General features: G+C 71.1%; 15 protein-coding genes and 1 riboswitch. Of the genes, 7 read left to right on the plus strand and 8 right to left on the minus strand.

Annotation, left to right across the window (positions count from 1 at the left end; genetic code table 11):
- Positions 1 to 33 precede the first annotated feature (33 nt).
- The 3 genes from RNB18_RS40520 to RNB18_RS40530 form a co-directional block, all read right to left on the minus strand.
- Positions 34 to 378: a hypothetical protein gene (locus tag RNB18_RS40520; protein WP_311719117.1), complete on the minus strand. Its 345-nt coding sequence runs from the start codon at positions 376 to 378 to the stop codon at positions 34 to 36.
- Positions 379 to 473: 95 nt separating this feature from the next.
- Positions 474 to 1,781 (minus strand): metallophosphoesterase, encoded by a 1,308-nt coding sequence (locus tag RNB18_RS40525; protein WP_311719119.1) that lies wholly within the window; start codon positions 1,779 to 1,781, stop codon positions 474 to 476.
- A 6-nt stretch (positions 1,782 to 1,787) separates the two neighbouring features.
- The gene (locus tag RNB18_RS40530; RefSeq protein WP_266521402.1) at positions 1,788 to 2,048 is read right to left on the minus strand and encodes an SCO4848 family membrane protein; all 261 of its coding nucleotides are present in this window, start codon (positions 2,046 to 2,048) and stop codon (positions 1,788 to 1,790) included.
- A gap of 91 nt (positions 2,049 to 2,139) precedes the next feature.
- On the opposite strand from RNB18_RS40530, the gene RNB18_RS40535 reads away from it, so the two are divergent.
- Positions 2,140 to 3,453 (plus strand): D-alanyl-D-alanine carboxypeptidase family protein, encoded by a 1,314-nt coding sequence (locus tag RNB18_RS40535; RefSeq protein WP_311719121.1) that lies wholly within the window; start codon positions 2,140 to 2,142, stop codon positions 3,451 to 3,453.
- Here the strand turns inward: RNB18_RS40535 and RNB18_RS40540 are convergent.
- Positions 3,398 to 4,309: a YihY/virulence factor BrkB family protein gene (locus tag RNB18_RS40540; RefSeq protein WP_311719123.1), complete on the minus strand. Its 912-nt coding sequence runs from the start codon at positions 4,307 to 4,309 to the stop codon at positions 3,398 to 3,400. The two genes, RNB18_RS40535 and RNB18_RS40540, sit on opposite strands and share 56 nt — an antisense overlap.
- A 147-nt stretch (positions 4,310 to 4,456) precedes the next feature.
- Between RNB18_RS40540 and RNB18_RS40545 the strand changes: the two genes are divergently transcribed.
- Positions 4,457 to 5,839, plus strand: coding sequence for an FAD-binding oxidoreductase (locus RNB18_RS40545; protein ID WP_311719124.1), 1,383 nt, complete (start codon positions 4,457 to 4,459; stop codon positions 5,837 to 5,839).
- Positions 5,840 to 5,867: 28 nt separating this feature from the next.
- Complete coding sequence (locus tag RNB18_RS40550; protein WP_311719125.1) at positions 5,868 to 6,623, plus strand: decaprenylphospho-beta-D-erythro-pentofuranosid-2-ulose 2-reductase; 756 nt, start codon at positions 5,868 to 5,870, stop codon at positions 6,621 to 6,623.
- A gap of 6 nt (positions 6,624 to 6,629) precedes the next feature.
- On the opposite strand, the gene RNB18_RS40555 is transcribed toward RNB18_RS40550, so the two are convergent.
- Together RNB18_RS40555 and trpS are read right to left on the minus strand one after the other, a co-directional pair.
- Complete coding sequence (locus RNB18_RS40555; protein ID WP_280862988.1) at positions 6,630 to 7,214, minus strand: 2'-5' RNA ligase family protein; 585 nt, start codon at positions 7,212 to 7,214, stop codon at positions 6,630 to 6,632.
- 185 nt (positions 7,215 to 7,399) lie between these two features.
- Complete coding sequence (gene trpS, locus RNB18_RS40560) at positions 7,400 to 8,413, minus strand: tryptophan--tRNA ligase (RefSeq protein WP_311719126.1); 1,014 nt, start codon at positions 8,411 to 8,413, stop codon at positions 7,400 to 7,402.
- A gap of 142 nt (positions 8,414 to 8,555) precedes the next feature.
- Between trpS and RNB18_RS40565 the strand changes: the two genes are divergently transcribed.
- The 4 genes from RNB18_RS40565 to RNB18_RS40580 all read left to right on the plus strand — a co-directional run bounded on the left by RNB18_RS40565 (position 8,556) and on the right by RNB18_RS40580 (position 11,625).
- A complete protein-coding gene (locus RNB18_RS40565) occupies positions 8,556 to 9,116 on the plus strand; it encodes an RNA polymerase sigma factor (RefSeq protein WP_394817757.1) in 561 nt (186 codons plus the stop codon).
- A complete protein-coding gene (locus RNB18_RS40570; RefSeq protein WP_394817755.1) occupies positions 9,109 to 10,023 on the plus strand; it encodes a hypothetical protein in 915 nt (304 codons plus the stop codon). The genes RNB18_RS40565 and RNB18_RS40570 overlap by 8 nt, the downstream gene beginning before the upstream one ends.
- A 110-nt stretch (positions 10,024 to 10,133) precedes the next feature.
- Positions 10,134 to 10,841: a hypothetical protein gene (locus RNB18_RS40575; RefSeq protein ID WP_311719129.1), complete on the plus strand. Its 708-nt coding sequence runs from the start codon at positions 10,134 to 10,136 to the stop codon at positions 10,839 to 10,841.
- Positions 10,842 to 10,980: 139 nt separating this feature from the next.
- Positions 10,981 to 11,625 carry a hypothetical protein gene (locus tag RNB18_RS40580; protein WP_311719181.1) on the plus strand — a complete coding sequence of 215 codons (645 nt, stop codon included), beginning with the start codon at positions 10,981 to 10,983 and terminating at the stop codon, positions 11,623 to 11,625.
- Between the two features lie 38 nt (positions 11,626 to 11,663).
- Here RNB18_RS40580 and RNB18_RS40585 read toward each other — a convergent pair whose 3' ends face one another.
- Positions 11,664 to 13,115, minus strand: a complete 1,452-nt coding sequence (locus RNB18_RS40585) for a glycine hydroxymethyltransferase (protein WP_311719130.1) — start codon at positions 13,113 to 13,115, stop codon at positions 11,664 to 11,666.
- Between the two features lie 41 nt (positions 13,116 to 13,156).
- A riboswitch (ZMP/ZTP riboswitch) is annotated at positions 13,157 to 13,246 on the minus strand.
- A 109-nt stretch (positions 13,247 to 13,355) separates the two neighbouring features.
- On the minus strand, positions 13,356 to 14,207 hold the full coding sequence (locus RNB18_RS40590) for an LLM class flavin-dependent oxidoreductase (RefSeq protein ID WP_311719132.1): 852 nt from the start codon (positions 14,205 to 14,207) through the stop codon (positions 13,356 to 13,358).
- Between the last annotated feature and the right edge of the window lie 44 nt (positions 14,208 to 14,251).

Raw genomic sequence — 14,251 nt, forward strand, 5'->3', positions numbered from 1 at the left:
TCACAGAGTTCCCACAGGGACTCCGGCCGGCGGTCAATGGACTGTCACGTAGGCGACCGCCGCGGCGCACACCATGACCGACGCGACGGCCCGCGCCATGATCGCCCGGTCCACGATCCGCCGCAGCCACGGGACCGGAACACCTCTCAGCAGCCAGGTGACCGGCAGGGAGAGCACAGACACGCAGGCGAGGAGGAAGAACTGCCGCGCGGGCGGGTAACCGGGATCCCAGGGGTCGTGAGCCGCGTTCTCCAGATACAGCAATCCCGCAACCGCGTACCAGAACAGCGCGCAGCCACCGGTGAGCAGGGTCTCGTACAGGGCGAACAGAACCGGCCTGCTCCGTGCGAGGCGCTGGAGGGACGTGTCGGACATCATACGCGAGCCCCCCGGTCGGCCCCGAGAGGGCCGTCGTGGTCAAAGTACGCCGACTCCCGCACCGGGCACAGCCGTACGACGGGCCGGGCCGCCGCTCAGGCCTGCTTCGACGCCAGTTCGATCACCGTGATGTCCGACGGGGCGCCCACGCGCGTGGGCGGGCCCCAGGCGCCGGCGCCGCGGCTGACGTAGAGCTGGGTGTCGCCGTAGCGCTCCAGGCCGGCGACGGTCGGGTTCGCGGCCTCCGCGAGGAGGTTGCCGGGCCAGAGCTGGCCGCCGTGGGTGTGGCCGGAGAGCTGGAGGTCGACGCCGTGGTCGACGGCGTCGTGGATCTGGACCGGCTGGTGGGCGAGGAGTACGCACGCGCGTGCCGCGTCCCGGTCTCCGAGGGCCTTGGCGAAGTCGGGGCCCTGGCCCTCGCTCTCGCCCGCGATGTCGTTCACGCCGGCGAGGTCGAACCACGCCAGTTCCGTACGGTCGTTCTCCAGCGGCCGCAGACCGAGCCGCCGTACCTCCTCGACCCACTGCTCGGCACCGGAGAAGTACTCGTGGTTGCCGGTGACGAAGAACGAGCCGTGTCGTGCCTCGAGCTGGGCGAGGGGGGCTGCCGCCGGGCCTAGGTCCTTCACGCTGCCGTCGACCAGGTCGCCGACGACCGCGATCAGGTCGGGCCGGGTGGAGTTGATGGTGTCGACGACCTTCTGGGCGAACCCACGGCCGAGCACCGGGCTCAGGTGGATGTCGCTGACCACGGCGATCCGGTAGCCGTGCGCCGCGCGCGGGAGCTTCGCCAGCGGCACGGTGACCCGCTTGACCCTGGGCCCGCGCAGCACGCCGTACGTGCCGTAGCCGACGGTTCCCACGGCGGCCGCCGCGGCGGCTCCGGCGACGACCCGGGAGACGAAGAGGCGGCGGGAGGGGGCCGCGACGAGGGTGGAGCCGCCGGGTTCCGACGGCTCCTCGGACGCCGGTCCGCCCTTCCCGGGTTCCTGGGATGCACTCCCGGCCTCCTGCGGCTTCTCGGCAGCTGCTCCCGCCGGTACCCGCTCCGGGTGCGGTACGGCGGCCACGGCGGACTCGCCGCGCCTGTCCCGGCGTTCGAGGAAACGTCGCAGCAGGGGCCGTACGACCTCTCCCGCCACGACCGCGAGCAGCAGGTAGATCGACAGCGCCAGCCACAGGAAGCCGGGCCACGCGAGCACGCGCTGGAGCCAGAAGGGGGCACCGGTGCGCTCCGCGACCAGGGCACCGACCGCCAGCACCCAGCCGCCGCCGATGAGCACGGCGCCCACGCGGCGGGCCCGGCCGGGGCCGCCGGTGGTGTCGCGGAACAGGCGGCGCCACAGGTACCAGTTGGCCGTCACGAGGACGGCCAGGGCGAGCAGTGCGAAGACGATGACCACGGTCTGCTAACTCTCGAGGGTCGGCTGTGAGTTCCGGCGCAGTGCACGCACTCCACGCAACCCGATGAGCCCGACGACCGTCCCCAATACGAAGGAGACGACGGCCAGCAGCAGGTGCACCCAGAAGTACCCCGTCGGGTCGCCCGCGTCGTCGAACGCGAGCCCGCTGGCGTCCTTGACGAGGTTCTTGACGAAAGTGATCCAGATGATCCAGCTCCACACCCCGAAGGCGAGCAGGAACCAGGAGACGGGGCGGCTGAGCTTCATGGGTCCAGTATCGCGGGCCGTTGTCCGGTTCGGCGGCCGGGGTGGGGAGGGCGCTGGGACTTCACCCTCCGCGCCATGTACGTTCCTGAGCGTGTCCGCACCACAGAAGAAGACCGCCGGGCGATCCCTGCTGGTCACCTCCGCCGCCGCCCTGTCGTCCCTCGCGCTGACCGCGCCGGTCGCTCTCGCGGCTCCCAGCCCGTCACCGAGCGCGTCCCCAAGCGCATCCCCGAGCGCCACTCCCCCGGCGAACATGTCGACCGTGGGCGGCTCGCGGCTCGGCCGGGCGGGCACTCAGGTCAATCTCGCGAGTGGGGTCCCGGTGCTGCCCAAGGACATCACCGCGCGCTCCTGGATCGTCACGGACGCCGAGTCCGGCGATGTACTCGCCGCACACAACGCGCACTGGCGGCTGCCCCCGGCGAGCACCATGAAGATGCTCTTCGCGGACACCGTGCTGCCGAAGTTCGCCAAGACCGAGAAGCACAAGGTCGTCCCCTCCGACCTCGCGGGCATGGGCGCCGGTTCCAGCCTGGTCGGGATAAAGGAGGGCGAGACGTACACGGTCCACGATCTGTGGCTCGGCGTCTTCCTTCGCTCCGGCAACGACGCCGTGCGCGTCCTGTCCGCGATGAACCAGGGCGTCGCCAAGACCGTCACGGAGATGAACGAGCACGCCGAGGAGCTCCAGGCCCTCGACACGCATGTGGTCAGCCCCGACGGCTACGACGCCCCCGGTCAGGTCTCCTCCGCCTACGACCTGACCCTGGTCGCCCGTTCCGGCCTGCAGAAGAAGGACTTCCGCGAGTACTGCTCGACGGTCACCGCGAAGTTCCCCGGCGAGACGAAGAAGGACAAGAAGGGCAAGACCGTCCGCAAGCCCTTCGAGATCCAGAACACCAACCGACTATTGAGCGGCGACTACGACATCTCGCAGTACCAGGGCATCGCAGGTGTGAAGAACGGCAACACCACCAACGCCGGCTCCACCTTCACCGGCGTCGCCGAGCGCAATGGCAGGGTGCTGCTCGTCACCGTCATGAACCCGTCCAAGGAAGAGCACAACGAGGTCTACAAGGAGACTGCGAAGCTCTTCGACTGGGGCTTCAAGGCGGCCGGCAAGGTGCAGCCGGTGGGTGAGCTGGTGCCGCCGAAGGGCGCCGCGCAGTCCAGTGCCCAGCCGGGGGACTCCGGCGAGGCCGGGGGTGGTTCCGGGGACTCCGCGGGCTCAGGGGCCTCGGCGAAGCCCGTCGCGTCCGCCACGGCCGACGGCGGCTCCCGCGGCATGGGCACCGCCCTCGCGATCACAGGCGGCCTCCTTGTGCTGCTCGCGGGCGCCGCGTTCCTCGTCAACCGCCGCTGGCCGCTGCCCGATCTGGTACGTCGTCGCTCTTCTCGTCCGTGAGCTCCTGCTCCTTGCTCCCCGTCGCCGTCCACGCGGCGCAGAACAGCACCAGTTTCGCCGTGAAATTGATCCACAGCAGCAGGGCGACGGGGACGCCGAACGCGCCGTACATGCTCTTCGTCGCCACGCCCTGCATATAGCCGCTCAGCAGCAGCTTCAGCAGCTCGAAGCCGATCGCGCCGGTCAGCGCGGCGACAAGCAGCCGGCGGCGCGTCGGCTCGACTCCGGGCAACAGTGTCAGGACGTACAGCAGGAGCAGGAAGTCGGCGAGTACGGCGATGACGAACGCCGCGATGCGCAGCAGGACCCGGCCCGCGCCGCCCTCCTGGAGGCCCAGTTCCCCGCCGATCCAGTCGACCAGCGCGGAGGCGACGGTGGAGATGGCGAGCGTGACCAGGACCGCGCCGCCGAACCCGACCAGGATGCCCAGGTCCTTGCCCTTGCGCAGGATCGCGTTCTCGTCCTCGTCGGGCAGCTCCCACACCGCGCGCAGGCACTCGCGCATCGAGCCGGCCCAGCCGATGCCGGTGAACAGCAGGGCGGCGGCGGCGATGAGGCCGACGGTGCCGGCGTTCTGTACCAGGTCGCCGATGTTCAGCTGATCGGAGATGCCGGGCACCTGATCGGCAATCTTGTCCTGGAGGTCGTTCTGCTGCTCCGTGCTGAGCGTGGCGGCGGCGATTGCTGCGGCCACGGTGAGCAGCGGGAACAGCGCGACGAAGCTGGTGAACGTCATCGCCGCGGCCAGCCGGGTCCACTTCACCCGGTCCAGCCGTTCGTACGACCGCCACGCGTGCGTGGCCGTCAGGCGCACCCAGAGCGGCCCGACGACGGGGAGTTTCTTCAGCCAGTCCATGATCGGATCTTGCCCTCCGCGTGGAAGACCGATGTGTGAGTACCCCGAAAACACGGGACGGCGCCGAGTACCGTTAATCACCCATTTCGGGGAGAGAAGTAATGTTTACGATCGAATTGCCTCTGTAGCGGCGATACGGTCACCGGCATGTCTGCCGACACCGTTCCCGTCACAGGATGGGGGCGCACCGCCCCCACCGCGGCCCGTTTGATCCGTCCACGGAGCTACGAGGAGGCCGTGGCCGCCGTCCGGGGCTGCGGAGCCCGTGGCGGCATCCCGAGGGGCCTGGGACGGGCGTACGGGGACGCGGCCCAGAACGCCGGCGGCGCGGTGTTCGACATGACCGGCCTGAACCGCGTCCACGCGATCGACGCCCAAGGCGGCAGCGTGCTGTGCGACGCGGGCGTCTCCCTGCACCGGCTGATGGAGGTGCTGCTGCCGCTCGGCTGGTTCGTGCCGGTGACGCCCGGCACCCGGTACGTCACCGTCGGCGGTGCGATCGGCGCGGACATCCACGGCAGGAACCACCATGTGTCCGGCTCCTTCTCCCGCCATGTGCTGTCCTTCGAACTGCTCACCGCCGACGGCGAGATCCGCACCGTGCGCCGCGGCACGCCCCTGTTCGACGCGACCACCGGCGGCATGGGTCTGACCGGGATGATCCTCACCGCGACGGTCCAGCTCCAGCCGGTCGAGACGTCCCTGATGTCGGTGGACACGGAACGCGCGCGGGACCTGGACGATCTGATGGCCCGTCTGACGGCGACCGATCACCAGTACCGCTACTCGGTCGCCCGGGTCGACCTGCTGGCCCGCGGGGCCGCGACGGGGCGGGCGGTCCTCACGCGGGGTGACCACGCGCCGCTGGATGCGCTGGAGACACCGGGGCTGCTCGCCTGGGGCACGCGCGCGCGTAGAGACCCGTTGGCCTTCGGGACCCCGCGCTTCCCGGCCCCGCCCCCTTTCCTCCCCGAGGGACTTCTCAACCGCACGACCGTGGGGCTGTTCAACGAGCTCTGGTACCGGAAGGCGCCCCGCGCGCGTACCGGCCGGCTGCAGAGGATCTCCGCCTTCTTCCACCCCTTCGACGGCGTGCCCCACTCGAACCGGATCTACGGCCGCGGCGGCCTCGTGCAGTACCAGTTCGTCGTCGCACAGGGCCAGGAGGAGGCCCTGCGCCGGATCGTGCGGCGGGTCTCCGAGCAGCGGTGCCCGTCCTTTCCCGCCGTGCTCAAGCGGTTCGGGGACGCCGACCCCGGGTGGCTCTCCTTCCCGGTGCCCGGCTGGACCCTGGCCCTGGACATCCCGGCCGGTCTGCCCGGTCTCGGCGCCCTCCTCGACGAACTGGACGAGGAGGTGGCCATGGCCGGCGGGCGGGTCTACCTGGCCAAGGACTCCCGTCTGCGTCCGGAACTGCTCACCGCGATGTACCCCCGCCTCGACGACTTCCGCGCGCTGCGCGCGGAGCTGGACCCGCGCGGGGTGTTCACCTCGGACCTGTCCCGCCGTCTGCCTCTCCAAGCCCTCTGAAAATCCCAGGCCCTCCAAGGAGCTGCTCGTGAAGGACGCCTTCGGCATCCCCCAGTCCCTGCTCGTCCTCGGCGGTACGTCCGAGATCGCGCTGGCCACCGCCCGCCGCCTCGTCGTCCGCCGCACCCGCACGGTGTGGCTGGCGGGGCGCCCGTCCCCCGCCCTGGAGTCGGCCGCGACACAACTGCGCTCTCTGGGGGCCGAGGTCCACACCGTCGCCTTCGACGCGCTGGACCCCGAGTCCCACGAGACGGTGCTGGACAAGGTGTTCGCCGAAGGCGACATCGACATGGTGCTGCTCGCCTTCGGGATCCTCGGCGACCAGGCCCACGACGAGCGCGAGCCGGTCGCGGCGGTGCGGGTCGCGCAGACCAACTACACGGGTGCCGTCTCGGCCGGCCTGGTGTCCGCGCGCGCGTTGCAGGCCCAGGGGCACGGCTCGCTCGTCGTGCTCTCCTCCGTCGCCGGTGAGCGCGCCCGCCGCGCCGACTTCATCTACGGCTCCAGCAAGGCCGGCCTCGACGTCTTCGCCCAGGGGCTGGGCGACGCCCTGCACGGCACGGGCGTGCACGTCATGGTCGTACGCCCCGGCTTCGTGCGGTCGAGGATGACGGCCGGTCTGGAGGAGGCGCCCCTCGCGACCACCCCGGAAGCCGTCGCGACGGCGATCGAGCTGGGTCTGCGGCGCCGCTCGGAGACGGTGTGGGTGCCGGGGGCGCTGCGGGTGGTGATGGCGGCGGTGCGGCATCTGCCGCGGGCGGTGCTCCGGCTGCTGCCGCTGTAACCGTGGTTACAGCTGGCTTGTGGGCAGCGAGCCGCGGTCGACGTGGCCGGCCTGGGGCGGCACGGTCGAGCGACCGAAGGTGAACTCGCGCAGCTTGCGCCACACCCCGTCGGCGCCCTGCTCGTAGAGCGCGAATCCGGTGCACGGCCACTCGGCCTCGAACTCGGCGAGTTCCTCGAAGGCGCGGTCCATGGCCGCCTCGTCGATGCCGTGGGCCACCGTGACGTGCGGGTGGTACGGGAACTGCAGTTCCCGCGCGACCGGCCCGGAGGCGTCACGGACCTGCTTCTGGAGCCAGGTGCAGGCCTCGGCGCCCTGGGCGATCTGGACGTACACGACCGGTGACAGCGGCCGGAAGGTGCCGGTGCCGGACAGCTTCATCGGGAAGGGCCGGCCCGTCGCGGCGACCTCGGTGAGGTGCGCCTCGATCGCGGGCAGCGCGGTGTCGGCGACCTCTGTGGGCGGCAGCAGGGTGACATGGGTGGGGATGCCGTGAGCCGCGGCGTCGCCGAAGCCCGCGCGCCGCTCCTGGAGCAGGCTGCCGTGAGGCTCCGGGACCGCGATCGACACACCGATCGTTACGGTCCCCACGTCGTCTCCTGTTCGTCCCTGTCGTCCTGTCGGATTCGTTCCCAGCCGTCCGGCTATCGACTGTACGGCCACGGCTGTGCTGTGGGCAGGCGCAGGCGTAGTGATGTGCAGCGCTCTGTCCGGTGGTGCTGGTGTGCGGTGGTACGCCCCGGTTACCGGCGGGAGGTACCGCCGGCCGGCGGCGGTCAGTGTTTCGCGGGCAGGAAGCCCACCTTCTCGTACGTCTGGGAGAGGGTCTCCGCCGCGACCGCGCGCGCCTTCTCCGCGCCCTTGGCCAGGATCGAGTCCAGGGTCTCCGGGTCGTCCAGGTACTGCTGGGTCCGCTCCCGGAACGGCGTCACGAACTCGACGACGATCTCGGCGAGGTCCGTCTTGAGCGCGCCGTAGAGCTTGCCCTCGTACTGCTGCTCCAGCTCGGGGATGCCGGTGCCGGTCAGGGTCGAGTAGATGGTGAGCAGGTTGCTGACGCCCGGCTTGTTCTCGGCGTCGTAGCGGATGACGGTGTCGGTGTCCGTGACCGCGCTCTTGACCTTCTTGGCGGTGGCCTTCGGCTCGTCGAGGAGGTTGATGAGGCCCTTCGCCGTGGACGCCGACTTGCTCATCTTGATCGACGGGTCCTGGAGGTCGTAGATCTTCGCCGTCTCCTTGAGGATGTACGGCTTCGGAATCGTGAAGGTCTCGCCGAAGCGGCCGTTGAAGCGCGTGGCCAGGTCACGGGTCAGCTCGACGTGCTGGCGCTGGTCCTCACCCACCGGGACCTCGTTGGCCTGGTAGAGCAGGATGTCCGCGACCTGGAGGATCGGGTACGTGAACAGGCCCACGCTCGCGCTGTCGGCGCCCTGGCGGGCGGACTTGTCCTTGAACTGGGTCATGCGGGAGGCCTCGCCGAATCCGGTGAGGCAGTTCATGACCCAGGCGAGCTGGGCGTGCTCGGGGACGTGGCTCTGGACGAAGAGCGTGCAGCGCTCCGGGTCGAGGCCCGCGGCGAGGAGCTGCGCCGCGGCGAGCCGGGTGTTGCCCGTGAGCTCCTTCGGGTCCTGCGGAACCGTGATCGCGTGCAGGTCGACGACCATGTAGAACGCGTCGTGGGACTCCTGCAGAGCCACCCACTGGCGGACGGCGCCGAGGTAGTTGCCGAGGTGGAACGAGCCTGCGGTGGGCTGGATTCCGGAGAGCACGCGGGGTCGATCAGAGGCCATGCTCACCATTCTCTCAGGTGTCGGGGGCCGATCCGGAACCAGTCGGAAACAGATGCGCCACGGGTGGGAACCGATTCGGTCCGGGCGGTGTACCAATCGTGTGAGGACGCGGGAGGGGGGCCGCATCGTCGATGAGGCCGCGGTGATCGCACGCGTACGCGCCGGAGACCCGGAGGCGTACGCGGAGCTGGTGCGGGCCCATACGGGCCTCGCGATGCGAGCGGCCGCCGCGCTCGGGGCGGGTGCGGACGCGGAGGACGTGGTGCAGCAGGCCTTCGTCAAGGCGTACTGCGGGCTGGGCCGCTTCAAGGAGGGCTCGGCGTTCAAGCCGTGGTTCATGTCGATCGTGGCCAATGAGACGAGGAACACAGTGCGGACGGCGGCGCGCCAGCGCACGCTCGCCGGCCGTGAGGCGGCCTTCGCGGAGGCCGGGCCGCTGATACCGGAATCGGCGGACCCGGCGGTCGCGGCCGTGGAGATAGAGCGCCGCGCCGCGCTGGGGTCCGCGCTGGAGAAGCTGAGCGAGGAGCACCGTCTCGTCGTCACCTACCGGTATCTGCTGGAGATGGACGAGTCCGAGACGGCCCAGGCCCTGGGCTGGCCCCGGGGGACGGTGAAGTCCCGGCTGAGCCGCGCGCTGCGCAAGCTCGGCAAACTGCTGCCGGATTTCGAGCCCCGGGAAGGGGGTGATGAGCGTGAGTGAGTCCTACGGCGGTGAGGGCGCGGGGGGAAGCGCGCGTGAGCGTGCGTCCCGGCTGCCCGAGGAGCTGCGGGCGCTCGGGCGTTCGCTGGACGCGCCGGGTGCGGGCGGGGCCGAGTCGATGGTGGAGCGGGTGCTGGAGCAGATACTCGCCGAGCGGCTGCCGGTGCCGGTGGCCCAGGCACCGGGTCCCGGTGAGCGGCTGCGGGCGGTGCGGCTCTGGACGCGGATGCGGTGGCGTTCGCTGGCCGCGACCCTGTGCGGGCTGCTGGCGGTCCTCGCGCTCACGCCTCCGGTGCGGGCGGCGGTCCTGGACTGGTTCGACTTCGGCGGGGTCGAGGTGCGGTACGACCCGTCGGCGGTGCCTTCGCCGGGGGCCGAGGTGCCCGGCTGCGGTCGCTCGGTGTCGCTTGCCCAGGCCGAGCGGCGGGCGGGGTTCGAACCGCTGGTGCCGTCGGCGCTCGGCGCTCCGGACGTGGTGACGGTGACGGCCGAGCCACGGGGGCGGTCTCTGGTGAGCCTGTGCTGGCGTGAGCGGGGGGACACCATCCGGCTGGACGAGTACCGGGCCCGTCTGGACATCGGCTTCGCCAAGAGTGTGCGGGAGCAGCCGGAGTGGCTCTCGCTGGACGGGGACTCCTCCGAGCCCGGTGGGGCCCATGACACGGCGCTGTGGTTTCCGCGGCCCCACCTGCTGAGCTTCTGGCTGGTGGACGCGGCCGGCTCCCACTACACCCGCGAGCAGCGGACCGCCGGGCCGACGCTGCTGTGGATGCACGGGTCGGGTGTCCTGGACATGCCGGATGTGACGCTGCGGCTGGAGGGGGTCGCGTCGAAGGCGCGGGCTGTGGAGATCGCGAAGTCCCTCGGTGAGCCGGGTCACGAGGGCGCGGGGAAGTCCTCGGATTAGTGCGCGCGGGGTGGGAACCCCGACGGGCCGGGCGGTGTACCAGAAGTGACACGCGGCTCGCGGACGGGCCGCACGGGGATCGTCTGTTGGGGGCCGGTATGAAGAAGCGTGTGGCTGGACCGAGGGGCCGTTGTCGTGAACTGGCGGCGGGATCGGGTGCGTTGGCGGTGGCGCTCGCACTCACGGTGTGGGGTGCGCCCTCCGCGTCTGCGGGCGGACCGACGAGCGTGCTCGTGGTCTCGCCGGAGAGCGGGGAGACGGCGTCGCTCTACTTCTCCGACGACGAGTACGGCGAGTTGGAGCGTCTGCTCGGCCCTCCGGGTGCGGGCGCCCGCACCGAGCCACCCAAGGTGAATCTGCTGGCCGCCCGGCAGATCAACGTCACTTGGATGGCGCACGACGTCTCACCGTGGCGGCTCGACCAGGTCTTCCCGCTGGCCGACACGGACGAGGTGTGGATACACACCGCGGACCAGGTCCCCGAGTCAGTGAACGGCCACTGGCACCGCACAAAGAATCCACCCCAACTCCGCGCACTGTTGAAGGAGTTGGGAGTGATGGGCAATGCCTACGGCGAGGGCCATGCCATCTTCCCGACGCCCGGGCAGGAACCGGGAAGCGACGCGGGGGCGGTGGCCACGGAGGCGTCCGCGGGCCCGTCCTCCACGGTGGACGACGCCACCGAGTGGTGGTGGGCACTTCCGGGGCTTGCGGCCGGAGCCGTACTGGCGCTGGTGCTGCGGCCGTTCGCTCTGCGGATGCGAGGGGACCATGTGCGCCGGGAGCCGGGGCCTCGGCAGGAACTGCGTGATCTGTGACGAAAGGAGGTGCCCGCGAGCTGGAGACAGCGAGGCTGATTGATCGAGGGGGATGACAGTGCGGAGCAGACACACAGGGACGCGGCTCGGGCCGCGCAGGGCGTTAGCAGCGCTGGCACCAGTGGTGGTGGCGGTGACCGTGCTCGGGGCGCCGGCGGCCGCGGCGACGCGGGCGACGCGAGGAGCGGGCCTCGACCGGCCCGACCTGGCGATGGTCGTCACCGGCGGCTCGGGCAGGACTGAGGCCGTGCGTTCCGACGAGCCGTACTTCACCCGCCTGTGGCAGCTGCTGCAGCCCACGTACTCGGGCACGGAGCGGGTGTCGGGCGCCTGGGAGGAGGGTCGGTACCCGGCGGTGCGGGTCACCGTCGTGTGGGGGCTGACGGGTGTCGGCGGCTGGCCCCGGACGGATTCGGCGCCGGGGGGTGATGTGGCGGTGGCGCGTCAGGACCAGCTGTTCCTGACGGGGGACGGCACGCCGTGGGTGCGCTCGGATCCGGCGCCGGAGCGGCAGGACGACGACATCCGCTGGCACCGGGCGCCGCGGGCGGTTTTCGATCAGCTGGACCGGGCCGGCCTCGTCGGCGGCGCCGGGGAGGAGCAGGAAAAGGAGGGGTCCAGGAGTTCGACGGACCCGGAGCACGGCGTGTGGTGGGCGGTGCCGGGGCTCGTCGTGGGATTCGCAGCGGGAGCCGGCGGCACGCGTCTGATACGCCGCGCGGCGGTCGGGCCAGGAGCCGGACCGCCGCGGGATGAGCCACGACAGGAACTCATCGATCTCTAGGAGTCACCGGTCTTTGACAACTCAAGAGAGGACGTGTGTCAGCCGAGGTCGATCTCCGGGTACAGCGGGAAACCGGCCACGAGGTCGGTGGCCCGGTGGGAGATCTCGTCCGCGACCTTCGGGTCCAGGATGTGCTGGGCCTTGGAGGGGGCGCCCTTGCTGGTGGTGCCGGGCTCCGTGGTGGTGAGGACACGGTCGATGAGACCGGCGACCTCGTCCATCTCGGCGGTGCCCAGGCCACGGGTGGTCAGGGCGGGGGTGCCGATGCGGATGCCGGAGGTGTACCAGGCGCCGTTGGGGTCGGCCGGGATGGCGTTGCGGTTGGTGACGATGCCCGACTCGAGCAGGGCGGCCTCGGCCTGGCGGCCGGTGAGGCCGTAGGAGGAAGTGACGTCGATCAGGTTGAGGTGGTTGTCGGTGCCCCCGGTGACCAGGGTGGCGCCGCGGCGCATCAGGCCCTCGGCCAGGGCGCGGGAGTTGTCGACGATCCGCTGGGCGTAGTCCTGGAAGGAGGGCTGACGTGCCTCGGCGAGGGCGACGGCCTTGGCGGCCATGACGTGCGGAAGCGGGCCGCCGAGGACCATCGGGCAGCCGCGGTCGACCTGGTCCTTGAGGGAGTCGTCGCACAGCACCATGCCGCCGCGCGGGCCGCGCAGCGACTTGTGGGTGGTCGTGGTGACGATCTGGGCGTGCGGGACCGGGTCGAAGTCGCCGGTGAGAACCTTGCCGGCGACGAGACCGGCGAAGTGCGCCATGTCGACCATGAGCGTGGCGCCGACCTCGTCGGCGATCTCGCGCATGATCCGGAAGTTCACCAGGCGGGGGTAGGCCGAGTAGCCGGCGACGATGATCAGCGGCTTGAACTCGCGGGCCGAGGCGCGCAGCGCGTCGTAGTCGACCAGACCGGTGGAGGGGTCGGTGCCGTAGGAGCGCTGGTCGAACATCTTGCCGGAGATGTTGGGTCGGAAGCCGTGGGTGAGGTGGCCACCGGCGTCCAGGGACATGCCGAGCATGCGCTGGTTGCCGAAGGCCTGGCGGAGCTCGGCCCAGTCGGCGTCGGAGAGGTCGTTGACCTGGCGGACGCCGGCCTTCTCCAGGGCGGGGACCTCGACACGCTGGGCGAGGACGGACCAGAAGGCGACAAGGTTGGCGTCGATGCCGGAGTGCGGCTGGACGTAGGCGTGCCGGGCGCCGAAGAGCTCCCTGGCGTGCTCGGCGGCCAGGGACTCGACGGTGTCGACGTTGCGACAGCCGGCGTAGAAGCGGCGGCCGATGGTGCCCTCGGCGTACTTGTCGCTGAACCAGTTGCCCATCGCGAGGAGGGTGGCCGGGGAGGCGTAGTTCTCGGAGGCGATCAGCTTGAGCATCTCGCGCTGGTCGTGGACCTCCTGGCCGATGGCGTCGGCGACGCGCGGCTCGACGGCGCGGATCACGTCGAGGGCGGCGCGGAAGGCCGTGGACTCGGTGGACAGGGGCTGCTGCTCTGACATGGCGGCCTCCGGGCTGCGTGGCTTGAAGCGGTCACGGATCACGGTTCGGCCCAGGCGCACGGCACTTGGTCACTCACAGGCCGCTCCCCGATGGTCCGTCCCATCCCAGCGCGCCAGTCACGGCCTGTCGGCCAGCCTACCGGGCACGTGGAACGGCCCCGGCGCGGCGTCCACCATGCGAGCGACGGCTTCGAGGCCGGGGCAAGGGCCGGGGCCTCGAAGCCGGGGCGGTGGAGGACGTCAGAACAGCGCGTCGGCGAGGCGTTCGATCTGGTCGGTGTCCGAGGCCCAGCAGTAGAGCATCACCTCGTCGGCTCCGATGCCGACGTAGGCGTCGGCGGCCTCGCGGATCTGCCGGGGTGTGGTGAGCAGGCCGGCCTCCATGTACTCGACGTGGCCACTGAAGGCGTAGTAGTCGCGGAGGTTGCGGCGGGCCCGGTCCAGGGTGTCGTCCGGGCCGAGAGCGACGTTCGCCTGGGCGACCAGGCGGGGGCGGCCGGGGCGGTCGTGTTTCTGCCAGGCCGTTTCGGCGGCGCGGAACAGGTTGGACATGAAGGAGGGCGGCAGGGCGGCGCCGAGGAAACCGTCGCCGAAGCGGCCGACGCGTTCGAGGGCAGCGGGGGCGAAGCCGCCGAACAGTACCTCCGGGCCACCGGGGGTGGCGGGGGCGGGGCCGAGGGGGCCGATGTCTTCGCCGTACGGCTCGCCGGACCAGATGCGGCGCAGCAGGGTCATCTGTTCGTCGAGGCGGCGGCCTCGACGGTGGAGGTCGATGCCGGCGGCCAGGCAGTCGTCCTCGCGGCCTCCGACACCGATGCCGAGCGTGAAGCGGCCGCCGGAGAGGCGGTCGAGGGTCGCGGTCTGCTTGGCGAGCAGAGCGGTGTTGTGGAGCGGGGCGATCAGCACCTCGGTCTGGACTCGGATGCGGGATGTTGCACCGGCGAGGGTCGCAAGGGTGACGAGGGGCTCGGGGTTGTCGTAGACGAGGCGGTCGAGCAGGCCGAGGGTGCTGAAGGGGCTCGCGTCGGCGCGCCGGGCCCAGGTGAGCAGCTGGGCGGGGTCGTCGATGGGGAGGCCGAGGCCGATGTTCATGGGAGAGTCCTCCGGAGGGCGTACGAGATCCGCCGGTCGGCCGG

The organism is Streptomyces doebereineriae (assembly GCF_031845645.1).
Classification (GTDB): domain Bacteria; phylum Actinomycetota; class Actinomycetes; order Streptomycetales; family Streptomycetaceae; genus Streptomyces; species Streptomyces canus.